Here is a 19776-nt window from a genome sequence, read left to right on the forward strand (position 1 = left end):
GCCAGCGGGGGGGGCAGCCTAGAATGTATGTAGACGCTTTTAACCGCACTACATTTAATTAAGTTCTTTTCTTCGAAGAATTTCTTCGATTTTCAGAATATATTCTTTCCTCTTCGTCAGTGAATTCGAATGACCGTTTTCTATACCAATATAACCTTTGCTACTTGCCGCTTCTTCTCCGTAGTAATTTACAAGCGTACTCATGGCTGAAAGCTTAGCGGAAATTTTTAAATTTTCTGCTTGTCTATTTAATGCTTTTTCTGCTTTTTCCTGAGCTTCTGCCGTTCGTCTAAGCTCTTCCCTTGTTTCTGATAGCTCCTGTCGCTGAAGGGTTAACTCATTTTTCTGTAGTAGTATTGTCAGGATTATTCCCGCTAGAGCGAACCCGGAAAATAAGGTATTTAAACCTCCAAACATATTATTAAAGGCCTCTAATTCGTCTTTTGACTTTCCCTTCATAAGCAAATACGTAACTATAAAACTTACAACTATTACAAGAGCGACTAACATGCCGATTTTCATGATTTTTTCTTCCGTAAACTTCATGGTTTAATAGATTTTTGGTTTTTAGTATTGCAGGTGATATTTCCCATAATGGAGAGAGCGTCTCGCTCGTACCAGATAATAGTGATTAAAATTATTTACGAGATGTTCTCCATTCTAAGGCACGAGCAAGATGTTCGCGCCAGCGGGGGCATCGCAATTATTTACTTATCATTTTAATTCTAATGTTTAATCACTTGAATTATGACATCATCATAAGAATCAAATGATCGATTAAAGTTGTCTACGTCTCTTATATTGCCTAGATCGTATATAATAAAAAGTATATTTTTAAATTTCGTTCTGTACGCGAGGATATCATCATTTAGTTGGGCTATCAAACCTTTCTCATCACTTTTGCACAGTTTAATCTCGACGGCTAAACTCATTCTTTCAAAGCTAAAGTCAGGTATATATTGTTTGGATGAATACATTATGTGTGGAAATTCCTTCGCATAATCAATATCATTACCCAATAATAAATCCTCAAATTTGTCTTGAATTTCTTTTTCTCTAGCCGGAGTTTCTCGTATGAGTTTGCGTAGTTTTTTTTCACCAAGATTTATGATTGTGATTAGCTCACTAGTTTCAATTGCTTGGGTTTTGTCTTCGTAGACGTCATCAATATCGCTGGCTCGCAATTGATCTTGCGCAGCCAATAGTAGTCCTTCGGCCTGATTTAATTGTGCTAAAAAAGCTTGTACGTGATGTTGCTCCATTTCATACTCTATATCCCAACCCTGAACAATTCTCGTTCCTGTTTCACGCCAAGAAAAGCTCGCAAGCGTTTGGCAATATCTAGATTTATTTCCAAAGATTTCCTCTAAAATTCTTAACGCGTTTGCCAGCCAACGCGTATGTTCTGGGGACTTTCGTCCGCTTAAACGAACACCTTTTAAGTCGTTAATTAAATCATTTAGCGCGTTAAGCGCCTCTTCCTTTTTCCACTTTTTCATGACGGTTAGATTTATGGAACAATGTGGGTCACGCAATCTACGGTTGACAGCATCAAAAATGTGCTGGTTTTCAAACTGAGTATCCCGGCTGGCGCGAGCGTCACGCTCGTGCTAAGATAACTAATTGTGTGAAGCGTAATATGTGAGCTTTTTGCTTTTGAACAATGTCGATTTGGCCCGTGTCATTTCTACACAGTTTTGTGACATTTGCCATGTTCGACGGGTTAGATATAAAACGGCACGAGCGTGACGCTCGCGCAAGCTGGGGATATCTACAAAGATAACTTTGTGATAACGTATTGTATATTCATCGTTACATGGCCTGTAAGCCCCATTTCATCTAATTTGAGTTCTAATGAGTTGGTTCGAGTATTAATACCTACAACTTCCCAATATAAATCATGATTACCGATGTTCGGATGTCTAAAATATACCGAATCACCTTTTTTAAAGTCATTAATACTATATGACATAACAAATTATTTTGAAAAGTAAAGGTCGGAATATTTTCAATACAGGAATGCTTGACTTTAAATAGATCACAGACGATAACGCATTTCCGCTAACGGTTTGCAGATTTACGATGGGCGGCGCGTGTTATTTTTTCTCTCTAAATCGGACGCTTTGATCTAATTTCACGCATGACGTTTTGTCGACAATTTTTGTTCTCATTAAGGCTTTTTTGTTGAAATGACGAGAAATATTTTGCGTCAATTCAGTGTAGTTGTCTTTGCCATTCTCAGGCTCGTGGTAGAAAATTTTGATCGAGCGGCAATTTTGGTTTTCGAATATAGCGTTAAGCAACGTTCTGTCTGATAATCCACAGGAGTGCCCGAAAATATACACTTGAAATTTATTGCTTTCAATCCAATTTAGCAGCTTTCGATAATTGGAAGTGTGGAGATACTGGAAAGATTTTATGTATTTTAGATAAGCATTATTTCCAGTGTTTTCGATTCCCTTATAATCGTCGTCCATTTCGTCTCCGAAACCAAAATTGACTTTATTTTCGTTAGAATTGATTCTTCCGTGAATTTGGATATGACGGGCGGTACCATATTCCCTTTCATTTCGGGAGTTTATAAATGATGCGTAAGCAGAACCTGTAAAAGTGTAATTGAAGTCTAAAAATAGCGTCTGTGGCCAGTCAACGTCCGCTCCGATGGGTATAGAATTATCCAAAAATAACTCAACAACTCTCTTGTCCAACTTCCTCAGGTCGTCATGGTCAGCACTGTTGAATTCATTGAAAATTCCGTGCTCTTTATGAACGTCCAAATACAGAGGGTCAATTCTAAAATACCTAAGGATATTGTCCAGATTGATAGGTTCTTTACTAAAATCATGTTTGTTAATTATCTCTACTCTAATATACCTCTCTAAAAGAATTTTTACGTCTTCAAACTCTTGATTGAGTCTTTCGATCGAACGCGGATAATCATAAACTTTGGGCGCGTCCTTTTTGACAATACTTTTTAATATCTCATAGTAAATGTTTTCGATATCCACCCAGTTTTCAACGGATTCTATTGTTATAATCTTGAAAAGAAAATTATTGAATTTGAAGATTTCTCGCGTATTAAAAGGCCCGCCGGGTGAATTGAGAATTTGTCTTTCCACATTAAAACTACCCCCATTATCCTCAGCATACGCTATCATATTCTTTACAAAGTCTGTGTAAGATTCGGTGGTGGTTTGTCCGTATTGCAAGAAACCGTTGTATGCAGAGTCGATCTCCACAATTCGAGAACAAACTTTATCCTTGTAATTGTCCTTTAAAGATTTCCAGAAGTTATTTATAAAATGTTTGTATGAAGTGGGAAGATCGTGGGCCAAATCAAACCCGTTGCCGACTATAACTAGTTTATTCATGTTGATTTTGAGTTGTTTTCTCTCCGCGCTAGTACGTGACGTTCTTGCTAAACTAGACAATTCTTTATTTTTCGCGATGCGCTTGCGTTGCAAAATCACTAACTTCTGCATCGGGTATCGTCGTAAAGTCGGCGAAATTTACGGAGCGTACGTACTAACAGAGGACGCCCCCGGCTGGCGCGAGCGTCACGCTCGTGCCAAGGTAATTAAATGCTTGAAGTATTATACATGAACTTTTTGCTTTTGAACAGTGACGATTTGGGCTTTGTCATTTCTACATAGTTTTGCGACATTTGCTATGTTCGACGGGTTGCAGATATAAAACGGCACGAGCAAGATGCTCGCGCCAGCGGGGGGATTTCGGAGCACAAAATTGTCTGCCAGCAGTGAAATAGCTACGAAGCACAAAGCTTTAAGTAACCACTGAACCGCCAATTTCTTGTAGCTGCTGTTAGTGGCTGCTCTTCTTTCAGTCGTCAAATTCGATTGCATTTTTTGTTTTTGTCGACCAGTTAGTAATAGCAATTTTTATTTTCTGTTTCTCTTCAGCCGTTAGTGTTTGCTTTGTCGGTAATGACCAATTTGTCAAACTGTTGAAATACAGGATAAGTCCATTCATTCCTAATTCAAACTCAACTTCGGCAATTCTCCCATTGTCAGTAATGTATAAAAATCCACTTCTTCCGTGTGATTTTAGATCCACTCCTTCTTTTGTTAGCAATTCATGAACTTTATCTTTCTCACGTCTGTCAGTCGCCCATTCTTCTTTTAGTTTCTCTGAGATGTGATGTTGAAAATGTGTGTCGTCAAATTTTATAGTTGTCCAGCCAAATGGTGTTTTTGATTTTATATCTTCTGCATTTCGCTTGATTTGTTTTCTACAATAATTTGCTCTGTCTGCTAAGTTCATTTTTTCGGCAGAGTCAGCAAGTCCATGCCAAAAGTCTTCAGAAAAATAGTGTTCTGTTTCGTCAGCAAGTTCAATTAAACTGTCGAGTGCAAGTTCCCATTCTCTGTTCTCTAAAAATTCAACGCAATTAATAAACTGTCTTTGTGTCTTGTAAAAGTCTGGCATATAGTCAACCAAACGTCTTATAGTCTGCTCAGGTGAGAAGTCCGTTTTAGATTGTCTTTTTATGAAGTTGAATAGTTTCACTGTCTGTCTTTTAGAGTTGCCACTAACTCATTTATATCTCTGAGGAATCCATGCTGTAACTCCCAATCTCAGCGTATAGGTAGAAATCAGCTGAAAGCGAAAAGTAGTAATTTTTTCTGTAAATCAACCGGATTGTCTCGCCGGGAAATAATTCTACTAAAATCAAGAATGGATAAGAATTATAGAGAGGCCCGCGCGAAGTGATTGTATAAAAAACAACTTACCTTTCCCCCTTATCCACCCTTATCACCAGCGTATCTTCCAACTCCTCCACAATAACGGTTTGCCCTTGCCGGAAGCCTAATTTCTCCAGCCACTTTCCTTTCAGGCGAATTTCAGGTATCGTCGTCGTGATGCCGTACGCACGGACTTGGTATTTCCTGTGGATCTTGAGTTTTCTAGGGTTGGCCATGGTCGTATAATTGTGGGGCGAAGGTAAGAACGCCATACGACAAAGTTGTCAACTTATTGGCTGACGTAGCGGAGATATGAGCTGGCTAACGCTTAGCAGTTTTCATTTGAGGTTACCGGTATGGAATGTATTTTGGACATCCGTAGCAATCATAATCTACTAGATAGTTTGCATCGGACATGCCACGATACCATCTACGGTATTTTTTATCTCTAAGATCATACACATGTGCCACCAAAAAAGAGGCGGCGAACATCCGCTTACTGAGTTTAAAGTCAAAGACGGCGGTATGGGGCGTGTCTTTTTCATACGTTATATACGTCAGCGACAGGGAAAAAGTGTTGATTGCCCCACTTTCCAACATATCATAAACGGCTTTGTCAATTTCTAAATTACCCGGATAATACGAGGCGGAGAACGTTTTGTCAACCCCGTCAATGGTAATCTTGGGCGAGGAAAAACCATATTGGACCAACTCTTCGTTGACTAAAATTATCAAGTCGAATTTTTGGGCTATCATTTTACCATGAAAAGCCAGGATAAAAAGGAACAGAAGTTTCGTTTTCATGACATTCGTTATAGGGATGGTGCTCGTACCAGGTTTAGCCGTTTTCGTGTAGGAACCTAAAATCCGGGTAACCATGTATGCTCCGCTGACCGAAAGGTAAGAAGAAAATGATTGCCCCAACACACGTAGCGATATGTTGAAGCCTAAAGTCACCCCCACCAATAGACCTACCGTCCCGCGTGAAGGAATCCCAACTCAAAACTCAAAACTCAAAACTCAACACTCCCCACTCAAAACTCCTTCCTCCCAATCTTCTCCCAAACCCCAATCTCCGTCTTCAATTTTTCCACTTCTTTTTCCAACTCGCTAATTCGGTCTAACGCCGTGGTGTCACGCGGTGCGTTTGTGGCAAAGTCGGAGGGGAGCTGTGCGGCGATATCGGCGAAGAAGTTGTGGCGGAGGGCCATACTCAGGTACCATAGGCGATCAGTACTCATGGTTTCGGCGTTTTGCATTTTGGTGATCATCGCGGGTGTAACGCCGAGCACACGTGATAAGGCGCTTTTACGGATCCGGCGTTTCTGGAAGACGCTTTTGATGAGCGTGCCAAGGGATGGGTAGTAGGGTTGTTCGGTCATATCGTTGTGGAGTTTTGTAAAAGTGGATAAAAACTAGTGTTATAAGGGAAGGGCGGCGTGAGGCCAGTCCATAAAAAAGGGAAAGATGGTGTGGTGCGTCACCGTTTTTGAAAATACAATCCCATCATACGGATTGAAATGAAATGGTTTTGATACACGGTAGTACTATTTTTAATCTGGAGCGTTATTATCTTAACCTTAGGTGAAATGATTTTACTCCCAAGGAAAATTATTTTACCTGTAGGTATAAAGATTTTACCTGTTGGTGCAAACTTTTTACCTGAAGGTGTAAATATTTTACCTGTAGCTATAAACTTTTTGCTCAGAGGTAAAAATATTTTACCTGTGGGTTTAACTATTTCTGTCATAGGTGTACTTATTTTACCTCTGGGTATACACTTTTTGCCTGTAGGTTTACACTTTTGATGTGGCGGTTTAATGACAAGCCTTCACGCACGGATAAGGGGTGTTTCAGGTTGGATTTTCTGTGATAGGAACGCATAAAAAAGGGCGCCCCCTAATCGGAGACGCCCAATGGGTTTACACTTCGCCGTCGGCCCGACGCCCTTGTCCGGCGAAACGCACCTTCAACGCATCATACCCCGTTTTTGCGTTCGGAATGCCCGCACCGCTGGCACTTTCAAACAGGCGGTAGCTGGTGAGGGCAGCCGTATAGAGCTCGTCGCCCGTTACCTGGCGGATGTCGTCAACGCGTTGCATCACAGCGGTAAGGGTAGCCTTGATCTGGTCGGCCTGCTCATACAGCGTGAGGTCGGTTTGCATGTTGGCCGCCGATACATAGGCCGGGATCACGCCGGCACCATTCGAGTTGATCTGGTAAATGGCATCTTCGGCAAACACTTTGTTGTCGACGTCGATGCTTTTCATGGCTTTCCGCTGGTCATCGGTCAGCGAAATGGCCGGCAGTTTGGCCAGGATCGTCGCCAGGGCCGTGTTGATGGCGGTGAGGTCAGCGGCTGAAATCGTCGTGTTCAGCCGGTTTTCAGTGAGATTACTCATGACGTTTTATTTTAAAAAAAGGGGGCGCAATGCACGCCCAGTGTTATACAATGGGCGCGAATTTAGCAGGCTGTTACGATGTGGCAACATCCCGTGTCGGACTTTGTCCGAATCCGGTCGTATTATGGGTGAATACGGTAGGTGAGGGGAATGGGGAAGGGCGAATTTAACAATTTGTAAAGGGTGAAGGGGAACTGAGTAACTGAGTAACTGAGTAACTGAGTAACTGAGGAACTGAGGAACTGAGAAACTGAGGAACTGAGGAATTGAGGAATTGAGGAATTGAGGAATTGAGGAATTGAGGAATCGGGTAACGGAGAGACTGAGTGGATGCGTCGTGAAGGACGTCGGAACGAGTGCGAGGTAGCGTGGTGGCCATGGTAGATTTTATCCTAAAAGGTTTGTTAAATCAGGTATTAATTTTATGTTTGCGATCCTAACATTCCAACCTTATGTACAAAAAGAGCATAAGTATCATTACGTTGCTACTCCTGTGTTTGCTGGTCGGTTGCTCAGCTGAGAGTGGCTGTTCAAAAATATCGAATCCGAGGGTGACGGTGGGTTCTTCCGGTGTTACCGTGGAAACCAGGGAATCAGGAGATTTCCGCATTGAGTTTGGGCCTACTGGTTTTACACGTGGCACAGGTTGGAGCCTTTTGGAGGCAGGCAACACTCTATACATCGGGCCCATGGCGCCTTCCACGACTTATGATATTTATATCATGAAAGTTTGTGACCTTGATTCCGAAGGTGATCCGTACGTACTTTCAGAGGTCAAAACGAACGCCAGTAACTGTACGGATACTGTTTCAATGTCCATTTCGCAGGGATCACCCACGGCCTTGTCGCTTGGTTTCTATTACGGTTACTTTGACAATCCGGATCATTTTGAACTGGAATATGGACTGGAGGGTTTTACCCAGGGAACCGGAACGAGCGTCTCAATCGAAGGCTACTCGTCAACTACCATTGGTTTGTCGGACCTTCAGGCGGGCGCCAGGTACGATTTGTATTTCCGGGCCGTATGCTCGGGTCTTGATGGTACGCCCTGGAAAAAGGTACCCTACACGTTGGGTGTAAACTGTCAGGAGCCCATAGATCTCAATTCCATCCTTGTTTCGGGTTCCTGTTCGACCGGCGTCGGTGCAACCCGTATGTTCTCGTGGTCGTATCCCTACAGCAATGTGTATAACTATAGTGTTTCATTGGTCAGCGCTGACAACATAGGCAATCCGGGTGCGGGCCAGATCTTCACCACAAGCGAACAATCTATTTCAATTTCCGGGCTTGATTGCGGTCCAAGTGCCTTTTTTGTGCGGGCTAATCGTTATGGGAATCAGACGGGTAGTGCCTGGGCGGGTCCTTTTTATTTTTAATTGGCGCATGGTGTCGTAGGAAGTGGTTCCGGGGTTGAGGTTTGGCAACTGATATCCAATAACCAACATCCAATAACCAACATCCCAACCCCTACAAGTATTTTCCCCATTGGATCAGTCCAACTCAAAACTCAACACTCAAAACTCAACACAAACAAGTATTTTCCCGAGAGGATCAATCCAACCCAACACCCAACACCCAACACCCAAAACCCAAAACCCAAAACCCAACCCCTACAAGTATTTTCCCGAGTGGATCAATCCAACCCAAAACCCAAAACCCCAAACCCAAAACCCCAAACCCCAACTCCTAACCTACGGAAAACCGTAAAAGTATTCCATTTCAGCCCGTTACATTTGGAGGGTAACACAAAAAACACCCTACCATGGAAAAGTATTATGTCAACAACAACGCCCAGAGCAACGGCGATCACGAAGTGCACCGCGCCAGTTGCCAGTATGTTCCCCTGATTCAGAGCAAAACCGATTTGGGGTATCACGACAACTGCTACACGGCCGTAGCCCAGGCGAAAAAAACGCACTCGCGCGCGAACGGATGTAAAACCTGCAGCCCGGCTTGCCACACGTCGTAGCGGCGCGGCAATCACCAATCTCTTGACGGTTTTCGGCTCTTACACCGCCCTGCGTAGAACTACGTAGGGGCGGTGTGTTAGTCGGAAAAATGGGTCGATGGGCGATGGAAGGGAGGTGGAAGGAGGGGATTGGGTAGATTGTATCCGTAGTGTTAATGACCTTATTGTATATTCACTTACAGACAGCTGAATACTATTCCAGTGCAGTTTGTTTAATATTAATTTCGATGAAATCTATTTACCCCAATGGCAAAAGAAAGCGTGCTATCGTTAGCTGAGAAGCAAAGTATTGTTATTAAGGAATTTATTTTCCACATCATTGTACAGGAAGAAGAAGAGCCTCGATATCTGGACGCCGTAACGATATCGGATGAACAGAAGCAATTTTTTAGAGATAGATTGATTGATGTATCGCAAGGAAACCAATTTATTTTTGCTGACAAGACGACTGGAGCAACTTACAAATTGTGCCAAAAATTACTTGAAAATACGTCACAGAATTTTCTCGAGGTTTCCAAGAGTCTGACTGCGGATTTTAAAAGTCGGCATAGTAAGAATACTTCTGACGGTGTTTTTATAACTGCTCTCGCTGAAATTGACGGGAAAAGAAACTTGATTTTTTTGGTCAAGTTGGATCATAAAAAGGTATATCGATACAAAGTAAAAGATGCAACTGCTCTATTGGAGGAAATCAAAAATACTTTTATCGAAGATAAATCTGCTGTCCAGAAAGTGGCTTTAATTGACGTCACAGACTATTATATCTGGGACGTATTAGCTTATGATAGAGCAAAACCGGGAAGCCTTACAGATTATTTCAAAAACTTCCTTTCGGTTAAACCAAGGGATACACCAAGTAAGTGGACAACGGACGCTATACAGCTTCCAAATCGCTGGGCAAGCGCCAACAGAGACATTTTGGATCCAGAGCAACAGCCGTATCACTATAAGGAACGTGCGATAACGTATTTATCGACATCAAGTATGTTTAGTACGGATGAATATATAGATTTTGTAGTAATTGATGAAGACGAAAATCGCCGAGAGATTCTTAAAGAATCGTTTAGAAGTTATATGATTGAAACTGGTTTACATGGACAAGAATTTCCTCCCAACAAAGGCTCAATTAACAGAAAAACAAAAAGGAACACTGTTAAGACATCTGAAGGTGTAACGCTTCAATGGACAGGCTCGGCAGAAGATGCTAATATCAATATTCCACAAAAATCAGAAGATGGATTATATCATATTGCCATTACGTCGCATAGTATAACCTATATGTGATGCTGAGAGATTTATTTTCTGTTTTTTCGAAATTAAAAGCGCTATCTAAAATTGAGGAGGGATGGTCATATTTAACTTTTTCAGGGACTTGGCAGAATGGCGGTGATTTCGATTTATTCAGTCAAATCGAGAAATTCAGTCAGTCGGAAAATCTTCAGTTCGGCATTACATGGCAGATAGATGGAAATTCGACTAGTTATGAGGAATTCAAAGAAGACTTGGTTAATGGTTCTTTATGGCAGATGAACATTAATAAAACGTCTCGTTTGGAATACAATCGAGCAAATTTTTTCTACGACTTAGTTACATTTAATACTTGGGCTAGGGCGTTAGAACCCTTTGATAAAACAAATCCACTTCTTTCGGCTTACCCAATTAGGATTTACGTCAACAATCTCAAACATAAAATAATCGCAAGTAACTATATTATCTGCGATCCACATCTACAATTGGATTTTGGAGCCGCTAATGGCCTTCCTAGCTTTGATGAGGTTAATTCGTCAATTCATGTCGTAAGCAGAGATAATTTTACCATCGAACCAGCTAAGCTTCTTGTTACCGATGGGGAATGCAACGATTCGACCGCACCATTTTTTGAAATGTCCGCAAAAGCGCTAGGAGCGTGTATTGTTTCGGAATTTGTGAGTCGCGACTCTATCATTCTGAGAGGTGTACGGAGAATTGATCTTGTTTTCTATAAAAACATTACAGCATTAAACATCGACCAGTTACGACAGTTAAAATCTGCTGTTATTTGGATTTATGAGGAACGGACCGACTTAAAGCTGAAGCTGTTTCTGGACCGATTAACGCTGGACATCGATTTAAATCAGGATTATATTTCGGAATTATTACGTCTTAACAGAAGTTGCCTAGAGCAAGCGAAAGAACGATATGCCTTCATAACTTTTGAAAGGAAAGATCAATATCAAAAAGAACTGAGAGAATTACTTAAAGACTTAAAAGGTATATCGGATCTTTACACTAATAAGGTTAGGACATTGCTATCCAATTTGCTACGAGACGTTTTGGCAGGACTATTATTGATAGGAATTACTATTCTGTCTAAAGTCGAAAATGTCATTTCTGTTACGAACAGTCCCGTTATTAATCTTGTTTTTAAGGCTTTTGCCGCATATTTTCTCCTCTCGATTATCTTTCAATCTGTTTTTGATTTTCTTGATATAAGTAAGGCAAAAGACGAGTTTATATATTGGAAGCGCACGTCTCGCGAGTACATTTCAGAATTGGAATTTCGTAAGTATCTCAAAGAAACCGTCGAACGCAGGGAATTGTTCACATATTGTTATTACGGTTTTCTCATAATGACCTATTTAGCTCTTTCGATCATATCATACAAATTCATAGATATTTTAAAGGAAGCTCTTGTCTGATAAGTTTAGAATCCCAAAAGCAAATCTTTTCCCTTTACAATCGAACTTTACTTCCATTATGTCATAGAGTCAAATGCATCCCCTATCAATTGTTTTTGTATGCCTCGCCTTCGCCACCATTGGCTTCATCCTCTACCGGCAACGCCAGAATGTACAAGCCATCCAAACGGTCACGGAGCGGCACCGCGGTACGTCCTCCGAGCGGGAATTGGTGCTGCAACTGCTGCGGATGGGTTTTCGTAACACCGCAATCTTCCATGACCTGTATATCCGGAACCGCAACGGAACCTATACCCAGATCGACCTGGTGCTGGCCACGGACGTAGGCATTCTCGTATTTGAGGTGAAGGAGTATAGCGGCTGGATCTTCGGAACGGGCACGCAACGAAACTGGACGCAGGTAATGGGCTACGGGCGGTATAAGTACCCGTTTTTATAACCCGGTGTTCCAGAACCGAAAGCACGTCTCGGACTTACGAGACCAGCTTCCGCAATTCAGGGATATTCCCTTTTATTCCATCGTAGTTTTTTATGGAAATTGTCAGTTCGTAAAAGTGAAGGAGATACCCTCTGATACGTTTTTGGTCAAATGGCATGAGGTGGCAAACGTCATCAATGGCATTGTCGCAAGTGGTAAATCAGCGCCTTACAAAGACAAATGGGAAGTGGCGCACTTTCTGGCAGCTGCGGCCCGAAATGGCGCCGATCACCAAATCGTACAATAGCACGTGATCAACGTTACACAGTGGCGAAGACAGTTTGGGGCGGGAGGGTGAGGAACTGAATAACTGAGTAACTGAGAAACTGAGTAACTGAGAAACTGAGGATAAGTCGAAAGTCGAAAGAAGTAGCAAGTAGCAAGTAGCGAGAACCAAGAACCAAGAACCAAGAACCAACACCCAACCCTTACAAGTATTTTCCCGAGTGAATCAGTCTAACTCAAAACTCAACACTCAAAACTCAACACATACCGGTATTTCCCCGAGTGGATCAATCCAACCCAAAACCCAAAACCCAACCCAGCGCTAGGTTTTCACTATTTTCCCGCCTTTCACTATGGTCATTTTCCCCATGAAATGGCGGGGATCTTCAAACGGATTTTGCTCCCATAAAATCAAGTTGGCCTTTTTGCCTTGTTCTACCGAGCCCGTTTCATGCTCTATCCCCATTGCTTTTGCGCCATTATAACTTGCTATTCTAACTACCTCTGAAACACTAAAACCATACTTGCTGAGAATAAGGAGCTCTGAGATATTCACTTTGCCACCATTAGGCATGTCGGAACCCAATCGGATTTCAATTCCCTTATCTTGCATCGTTTTTGTGTATTTCATCATAATCGCAAAATTTTCTCTACACCGTTTGAGCTGTTTTGTAGTTAACGTCGTGTCTTTGGGAGTGGTGAAATAGGTCGGCTCAAATTGCTCGTAAATACGGTGAATGGTTGTCGAAAAAGTTCCTTTTTTCCTGGCGAGATTGTTTATAAAAGTCACCATTTCAGGCTTTTTGTTTTCGTCAATAAATCTGAATTGTTCCAGGAAAAATTCCAACATCCTGGCCTCGGTATTCAGTTCGCCAAAATTTGCATTGAATTGTTTATTCAATTTTTCCCAATCTGCATCGGTTGTTATAATGCTGTTCGGAATGGTAGCAATATGCTCGTAATTAGTTAAACCGACATTCAACGTATGTTGCATGGTTAAATACGCTGGGTTGAAATCGCCAATGTGTCCATAAACTTTCATTTTCAGACTGTCTGCGGTTTTGCAACAAACAGAAAATTCAGGCTCTTTCAGGCGGAAGTACAGTTTCAGGTGTTGTAATCCGAGGTTGTGATACGCTATAATTTTTTGTCTTGCTTTTTCGGGAGTTACGACTTCCGTGTGCCCGATATAAGGAACTCTGTTGTCTTTTGAGATCAATGCCCCACCACATACATAGAAGTCTACGTAGTTTGGATCGGGCGTCTTCTGCCATTCTGTTAACGGTGTAAGCCAATTTTCAGGTTGTCCCATGGTCAGGACTGTCGTGGTTCCATGTGGCAAATAGTCGTCCGACAATTTTTTGCGTAGTGAAACCAGGCTGTCTTTCGCTAAAAACGTCGGCGCATTTTCATAGTCTCCAAACACGTCTGTCGGATGAATATGGGTGTCAATAAAGCCAGGGGTAACCAGCTTTCCTTTGGCATCTATCGTTTCTTTGGCAGTGTAGGAATCAGAACGGCTAACTACAGCTTCAATTCGTCCATTTAGGATGAGTATCGTCTGATCGTCTGTTGTCTTTCCCGTTTTTACATCCAGTACCTGTGCATGGGTAATGACCAAATCATAGGTTTTATCTGGTTTGCAAGCCTGTAGTAGTGTTAGCAATAAAAGGCAAAGGGTTAGATACTTTTTCATGAATGGCTGCCGGATGCCCAGATTTCTTATGGTTTTCAATTTCTACTCAATACCCAATTGCCGTCCTTCCTTCAAGGCCTTTTTGTCCATGGCGGAACCCATCACGATTCCGATTCCCATGCCGAAGGGTAAACCAATGCCCAGCAGGCCGATGTTTCCGATACTGACACCAATGGCAGCGCCAATCGGCAGTCCAAATGTTGTCATACCGAGCATCATCCACATATTTCGGTAATGATTCCTGGGTACGAGTTTCAGTTCTTTTTCGATCTTTCTCAGCAACGAGGTTTGTTGTTGTTTGATGAACCGGCACAATTGGTTGCCTTCCAGTGTCGACGCGTTTATTTTGTCAACACTCGCATTTAGGGCACTTATGATGGTTTCAGGCAGTTCTCGTTGGCCCAGTTCGTCAAGCAGTTCTCCAAACTGCGTATACGTTTTGTTCAATTTGGCATCGGAAAAAGGGTGTTCCGGCGTGTTTAATTTGGTGATCTCCATGTGGTGTCTCTTTGACGTAATCGGGTGGTGTAGTTAGCATTCGTTTTCAAATATACGTAAATGGGGCGTGTGGAGTTAGGGTTGAAGGAGAGTAACTGAGTAACTGAGTAACTGAGTAACTGAGTAACTGAGTAACTGAGTAACTGAGGAGCTAATTACTAGCCCACTAACTGCTCAATAGACATCAGAAGAGGCTTTGGAAAGTCAATAAGCTTTGTCGGAGCTATCGGAACTTTTCCAGCGTTTGTAATAGTGAAATTATCGATTGTGAAGGTGACTTTGATGTCCCAATGTCATATATATCCGGAGAAACCATACTGATGATCTTATCGAAAGTGAGATTGGAATCCCTGGAATGAATTTCCAAGGCGTCCGCCCTTGCATCGTAATAATTTGCAATTCGGATATCGTACCGATAGATACGAATTAATAACTGTACTAGGAAAATCAAAATCAAGATAGCGCCAATACGGGTACTTAAAGTGGTGAAAAAGTCGAAGTAGTTATCGTTTTTTTGATCTTTTTCTTTCTTCGTTTCCAGTTTTTCCAGTTGGGATATAGCCTGCTGTAATAGTTCGATATGGCCACCCCCGTATTTTTTGAAATAGTCTGAAGCAGCATCTTCAACTGCATAGCGTACTTCATCACTTTTGGAATCGTTAGTCGTGTATCGCAATTTATAGATCGATTTGGAAGCGTTGTTCAATGAGTCCAACCTCGTTTTGTGCTTTACAAGGAGTTTATCAATAGAGGCTTCCATCGCCTCATATTCAGCATTTCTATTCTTACTGATTTGAGCTGTCAAAAATCCGGCGAAAATAAATATCAGGATGGCCATGAATAATGCCATAACAACTAGATTAAACTTAAGTCGGGCCGATTTTTTTAATTGACTCGATCGATTCCTGTAGCTCTCAATGAGCGTCTTGAAGACTTCTTGGTTTTCAATCTTTTTACTCATTTTAATTGTTTTTAAAATTTGTTCGGACGGGTTTAGGAAGACGTTTGATACACAAAATGCTAACTACGGCAAGAAAAATTAGGTACATAAGGCCGTGTAATGGAATAAGCGTGGCACAGCTTAACCGACAACTATTTCCCAAACCAGATCTCAATATACCCCGGCTTGGCCGACCTATCGGCATACAACTTTGCTTTCAGGTCGGGAATAGACAATTTGAATTTCAGTACCTCGGCAATCTTCGACGCCTGGAGGGCATCCGACTCGTTAAAATAGCGCACTTCTTCACCCGTAGGCCTGCCGACATCGTTGATGTATTTGGCCCCTAAAACCTGAAAGCCCACAGATTGCAGTTCTTGTTGATAGCCCGGCAACAAAGCCTGTTTCGTTTTGCTGCCGCACAGCAGGTAAATCCGTGAATTGGGAATTGTCGGTGCTTCAAACTGCGAGCTGCTCTTGATTTGCGGTATGGAAGAAGGATCATCCTTGAATTTCAGGGCATACCGTGCAACGCCCTCTTTTACCTCGTCGTCTTTCAAGAGATTCGTTTCGATGATGAGATTAAGCGACTCCAGTCGTTCCTGTGGCGAATTCGACTCGAGCGCTTTCATCACCAGATCGGAATTGAATTTTCGCTCGGCCAGTTCTATCTGTGACTGTCCCGACACAAAGGTGCCTCCGATGGCGCCAATCGCCGTGAAGAAGCCGGCAATCAGGGTTGTTTTTAGCCCATCCGTCATGGTTTCGCGTTTTTAAAATTAGTAGTAAGGTTAGGTAAGTTCAGGTAACCTGAGGATGCGTCCATAATCCAACTGCCTGATGATTATGGAAGTGTCTGATGCTAAGGTAATAAGAAAAAGCGTTGATAGAGCGCGTAGTAACTGAGTAACTGAGTAACTGAGTAACTGAGTAACTGAGTAACTGAGGAATTGAGTAACTGAGTAACTGAGGAACTGAGCAACTGAGGAACTGAGCAACTGAGTAACTGAGTAACTGAGTAACTGAGGAATTGAGGAATTGGAGGAACAGAGGAACTGAGGAATTGAGATAGGGAGGATCGGCGCATTGCGTCTTCCCAAATGGTGATACGCACGCCGGCGGTTACGACCATCATCAACTACTACCAGAAACGCGGCATTTCGTATCGCGTTCGCCTTTGGACGGAAGAGGAAAGAGGAAAAACGTCTAATAACCAACCACTCACACTACTAGAGTTCATAGTTCATAGTTCATAGTTGATAGTTGATAGTTGCGGGTGAAAATAAACGCTAGTCTAAAAACGTCAAATAAACCCCACCCCGTCCCAACCACAAGGCACATCTTAACTCAAAAGTTATTGGTTCATAGTTCATAGTTCATAGTTCATAGTTCATGGTTCATGGTTCATGGTTGATAGTTGCGGGTGAAAATAAACGCTATTCTAAAAGCGTCAAATAAACCCCGCTCGTCCCGATTAAAGGCCCCGTTTCCCTACAAAAGTCAAACCGATAGTTGTATTTTCTCGCGTGAACTCCTCTAACCCAAAACCCAAAACCCAAAACTCAAACCCCACCCCGTCCCAACCACAAGGCACATCTTAACTCAAAAGTTATTGGTTCATAGTTCATAGTTCATGGTTGATAGTTGCGGGTGAAAATAAACGCTATTCTAAAAACGTCAAATAAACCCCGCTCGTCCCGATTAAAGGGCCCGTTTCCCTACCAAAGTCAAACCGATAGTTGTATTTTCTCGCGTGAACTCCTCTAACCCAAAACCCAAAACCCAAAACTCAAACCCCACCCCGTCCCAACCACAAGGCACATCTTAACTCAAAAGTTATTGGTTCATAGTTCATAGTTCATGGTTGATAGTTGCGGGTGAAAATAAACGCTATTCTAAAAACGTCAAATAAACCCCGCTCGTCCCGATTAAAGGGCCCGTTTCCCTACCAAAGTCAAACCGATAGTTGTATTTTCTCGCGTGAACTCCTCTAACCCAAAACCCAAAACCCAAAACTCAAAACCCGCCCCGTCCCGATTAAAAGGCACATCTTAACTCAAAAGTTATTGGTTCATAGTTCATAGTTCATGGTTCATGGTTGATAGTTGCGGGTGAAAATAAACGCTATTCTAAAAACGTCAAATAAACCCCGCTCGTCCCGATTAAAGGGCCCGTTTCCCTACAAAAGTCAAACCGATAGTTGTATTTTCTCGCGTGAACTCCTCTAACCCAAAACCCAAAACCCAAACCCTACAAGTATTTTCCCGAGAGGATCAACCCAACCCAAAACCCAAAACCCAAACCCCAAAACCCTCCTTGTTTATTGCAAGAATAGCCCTATGTTTGCGATTCCAAAAATCAAATATTATGTTACGAAAGTTAGGGGGCGGTGCCCTTATCGCGCTGGTCTGGTTCCTCGGTGGTTGCTCGGGCGACGACGGAGGCGGCTGCGGAAAAATCAAGAGTGCAACCTTTTTTGCGCGGCCAACCGCTATCGACCTTAGTTTTGAAACGACCGCCGATGCGAACAGCTATCGCATTGAATATGGGCCGACGGGTTTTACGCCGGGCAGCGGACAATCGATGACCACGTCGACGAGCTATGTGACCGTATCCGGACTCACACCGTCTACTACCTACGATGTGTACGTAACCAGTATCTGCAGTGCTGAAAGCACCAGCAAGCCGTATGAGCTCTCCAGCATCACCACCAACCCGAGTGAGTGCACCGGCACCGCATCGGTAAGTGTGACCCAGTATTCGACGACCACTGCCAGTCTGTATTTTTCGTACACCAATTCACAACCGAATCATTACGAACTCGAGTACGGCCTGCAAGGCTTCACCCGCGGCACCGGCACACGGCTTTCTACCACGGGTTCCGATTACACCATTGACCTTTCTAACCTGCAAACCAGTACCGCCTATGATTTCTATATCCGGGCGGTCTGTTATGATACCGATGGCACGCCGTGGACGAAAGTGCCGTACACGACAGTAGCGTCTTGTCCGCAGCCCACCAACCTCAATTCATACAACATTTCCGGTGCGTGTAATTCCGGCAATGGAGAAACCCGTGGGTTTACCTGGTCGTATGAGTTCGGGCAGCCCACGAGCTACACGATTTCGGTCGTGAGTGCGTCAGGTGTGAATAATCCGGCCGGAGGCACTACCTTCACGACATCGAACCCGAGCATCGCGCTTTCAGGCATGTATTGCAACTGGGACGCCTTCTTCGTGCGTGCCAACTGCGGTAACGGCGAGAGCAGTGCGTGGGCGGGGCCGTTTTATTTCTGATACTACTTTACTGTATAAAGGACGCATCCGGGAGGGTGCGTTTTTTTTGTAATTGAGTCCCTGAGTCCCTGAGTCCCTGAGTTCCTGAGCGCTTGAGGAATTGGGTAACGGTGGAATGGAGGAAGAATATGTTCCGGTTTTCTTACTACTTTAGTCGCCGGAGATCTTCGACTGTTTAATCCGTTATGACCTGTCATTTTAACCGCAGGTCAATATCCAGAACGATGCGCTATAAAATCCTAACGGTAGTACTTCTATTTCAGGTCCTATCTGCGTTTGGCCAGAACTATAAAGAAATCTATTTCCCGGGTGTAGACGATATCGAAACCCTGGTCATCCGTTTTTGGCTTGAAAAGGGAGGGAAAATGACTGACATCACCCGCGTCGCCGAAAGGACGACTTTTGACAACGAAAAAATGATCGATGGATTCATCTCGCTGTTGGAACGCAATGTGTTTGAAGGATATAAGGGGGAACGTATCAAACTGCAGTTCACTCTTAAACTGATCAATCCCAAGTATGAAAACAGCACGCTCCCGGAAGAACAGTGCAAAGAGTTGGGATTTCTGAAAGAAGGAAGGTTCATTTATAAAGACCCGGACTTTGCCGGCATCATAGTAGAACGAACAGGCGACGACCAAATAGAGACGGGGCCGGGCCAACGTATAACCAGTAAGGTAAAGTGGATCTCAGACTGTGAATTCGAACTTATCAATCCGGGGTCTGATACGACGGGGATGAGAAGTGACGCGGTTATACACGTAAAGGTCATTGGCGTGCTCGATAACCAAACCGTTGTATACCGATCAACCTGGCATAACGAGGTTTTCACCGGAATAATGCAAAAGATATAGGGCGGACGACGACCGCGTACACGCATACTGAATAGT

The 19776-nt window shown here is 43.0% G+C and carries 21 protein-coding genes; 8 read left to right on the forward strand and 13 right to left on the reverse strand.

From position 1 onward, the window contains the following. Positions 1 to 54 precede the first annotated feature (54 nt). The 9 genes from MKO97_RS09090 to MKO97_RS09130 all read right to left on the reverse strand — a co-directional run bounded on the left by MKO97_RS09090 (position 55) and on the right by MKO97_RS09130 (position 7105). The gene (locus MKO97_RS09090) at positions 55 to 546 is read right to left on the reverse strand and encodes a hypothetical protein (protein WP_241102900.1); all 492 of its coding nucleotides are present in this window, start codon (positions 544 to 546) and stop codon (positions 55 to 57) included. Between the two features lie 179 nt (positions 547 to 725). Continuing rightward, the gene (locus MKO97_RS09095) at positions 726 to 1499 is read right to left on the reverse strand and encodes a hypothetical protein (RefSeq protein WP_241102901.1); all 774 of its coding nucleotides are present in this window, start codon (positions 1497 to 1499) and stop codon (positions 726 to 728) included. A gap of 597 nt (positions 1500 to 2096) precedes the next feature. Beyond that, positions 2097 to 3482, reverse strand: coding sequence for an AbiH family protein (locus MKO97_RS09100; RefSeq protein ID WP_241102902.1), 1386 nt, complete (start codon positions 3480 to 3482; stop codon positions 2097 to 2099). A 358-nt stretch (positions 3483 to 3840) separates the two neighbouring features. After that, on the reverse strand, positions 3841 to 4527 hold the full coding sequence (locus MKO97_RS09105; RefSeq protein WP_241102903.1) for a hypothetical protein: 687 nt from the start codon (positions 4525 to 4527) through the stop codon (positions 3841 to 3843). Positions 4528 to 4747: 220 nt separating this feature from the next. Then, the gene (locus MKO97_RS09110; protein WP_241102904.1) at positions 4748 to 4975 is read right to left on the reverse strand and encodes a SymE family type I addiction module toxin; all 228 of its coding nucleotides are present in this window, start codon (positions 4973 to 4975) and stop codon (positions 4748 to 4750) included. Positions 4976 to 5051: 76 nt separating this feature from the next. Further along, positions 5052 to 5507, reverse strand: coding sequence for a hypothetical protein (locus MKO97_RS09115; RefSeq protein ID WP_241102905.1), 456 nt, complete (start codon positions 5505 to 5507; stop codon positions 5052 to 5054). Positions 5508 to 5737: 230 nt separating this feature from the next. Next, positions 5738 to 6085, reverse strand: coding sequence for a hypothetical protein (locus tag MKO97_RS09120; protein WP_241102906.1), 348 nt, complete (start codon positions 6083 to 6085; stop codon positions 5738 to 5740). A 98-nt stretch (positions 6086 to 6183) separates the two neighbouring features. Continuing rightward, complete coding sequence (locus MKO97_RS09125) at positions 6184 to 6453, reverse strand: hypothetical protein (protein WP_241102907.1); 270 nt, start codon at positions 6451 to 6453, stop codon at positions 6184 to 6186. A 172-nt stretch (positions 6454 to 6625) separates the two neighbouring features. Then, a complete protein-coding gene (locus tag MKO97_RS09130; RefSeq protein ID WP_241102908.1) occupies positions 6626 to 7105 on the reverse strand; it encodes a hypothetical protein in 480 nt (159 codons plus the stop codon). A gap of 689 nt (positions 7106 to 7794) precedes the next feature. Between MKO97_RS09130 and MKO97_RS09135 the strand changes: the two genes are divergently transcribed. From MKO97_RS09135 to MKO97_RS09160, 6 genes are all read left to right on the forward strand, one after another. Continuing rightward, the gene (locus MKO97_RS09135; protein ID WP_241102909.1) at positions 7795 to 8481 is read left to right on the forward strand and encodes a hypothetical protein; all 687 of its coding nucleotides are present in this window, start codon (positions 7795 to 7797) and stop codon (positions 8479 to 8481) included. A gap of 386 nt (positions 8482 to 8867) precedes the next feature. Then, positions 8868 to 9074 (forward strand): hypothetical protein, encoded by a 207-nt coding sequence (locus MKO97_RS09140; RefSeq protein WP_241102910.1) that lies wholly within the window; start codon positions 8868 to 8870, stop codon positions 9072 to 9074. 246 nt (positions 9075 to 9320) lie between these two features. Further along, positions 9321 to 10358, forward strand: a complete 1038-nt coding sequence (locus MKO97_RS09145; RefSeq protein ID WP_241102911.1) for a nucleoid-associated protein — start codon at positions 9321 to 9323, stop codon at positions 10356 to 10358. Continuing rightward, on the forward strand, positions 10358 to 11752 hold the full coding sequence (locus MKO97_RS09150) for a hypothetical protein (RefSeq protein ID WP_241102912.1): 1395 nt from the start codon (positions 10358 to 10360) through the stop codon (positions 11750 to 11752). Before MKO97_RS09145 ends, MKO97_RS09150 begins: the two co-directional genes overlap by 1 nt. A 73-nt stretch (positions 11753 to 11825) precedes the next feature. Further along, positions 11826 to 12191, forward strand: coding sequence for a nuclease-related domain-containing protein (locus MKO97_RS09155; RefSeq protein ID WP_241102913.1), 366 nt, complete (start codon positions 11826 to 11828; stop codon positions 12189 to 12191). Between the two features lie 115 nt (positions 12192 to 12306). After that, on the forward strand, positions 12307 to 12477 hold the full coding sequence (locus MKO97_RS09160; RefSeq protein ID WP_241102914.1) for a hypothetical protein: 171 nt from the start codon (positions 12307 to 12309) through the stop codon (positions 12475 to 12477). A 300-nt stretch (positions 12478 to 12777) separates the two neighbouring features. On the opposite strand, the gene MKO97_RS09165 is transcribed toward MKO97_RS09160, so the two are convergent. The 4 genes from MKO97_RS09165 to MKO97_RS09180 all read right to left on the reverse strand — a co-directional run bounded on the left by MKO97_RS09165 (position 12778) and on the right by MKO97_RS09180 (position 16350). Next, on the reverse strand, positions 12778 to 14151 hold the full coding sequence (locus MKO97_RS09165) for an amidohydrolase family protein (RefSeq protein WP_241102915.1): 1374 nt from the start codon (positions 14149 to 14151) through the stop codon (positions 12778 to 12780). 42 nt (positions 14152 to 14193) lie between these two features. Continuing rightward, on the reverse strand, positions 14194 to 14649 hold the full coding sequence (locus MKO97_RS09170; protein ID WP_241102916.1) for a hypothetical protein: 456 nt from the start codon (positions 14647 to 14649) through the stop codon (positions 14194 to 14196). A 223-nt stretch (positions 14650 to 14872) separates the two neighbouring features. Next, positions 14873 to 15610: a hypothetical protein gene (locus MKO97_RS09175; protein WP_241102917.1), complete on the reverse strand. Its 738-nt coding sequence runs from the start codon at positions 15608 to 15610 to the stop codon at positions 14873 to 14875. Positions 15611 to 15741: 131 nt separating this feature from the next. After that, positions 15742 to 16350: a hypothetical protein gene (locus MKO97_RS09180; protein ID WP_241102918.1), complete on the reverse strand. Its 609-nt coding sequence runs from the start codon at positions 16348 to 16350 to the stop codon at positions 15742 to 15744. A 1606-nt stretch (positions 16351 to 17956) separates the two neighbouring features. Here MKO97_RS09180 and MKO97_RS09185 point away from each other — a divergent pair. Further along, a complete protein-coding gene (locus MKO97_RS09185) occupies positions 17957 to 18886 on the forward strand; it encodes a fibronectin type III domain-containing protein (RefSeq protein WP_241102919.1) in 930 nt (309 codons plus the stop codon). Positions 18887 to 19110: 224 nt separating this feature from the next. Then, the gene (locus tag MKO97_RS09190) at positions 19111 to 19740 is read left to right on the forward strand and encodes a hypothetical protein (RefSeq protein WP_241102920.1); all 630 of its coding nucleotides are present in this window, start codon (positions 19111 to 19113) and stop codon (positions 19738 to 19740) included. Positions 19741 to 19776: the final 36 nt, after the last annotated feature.

Source organism: Flavobacterium sp. HJ-32-4 (assembly GCF_022532105.1).
Taxonomy (GTDB): domain Bacteria; phylum Bacteroidota; class Bacteroidia; order Flavobacteriales; family Flavobacteriaceae; genus Flavobacterium.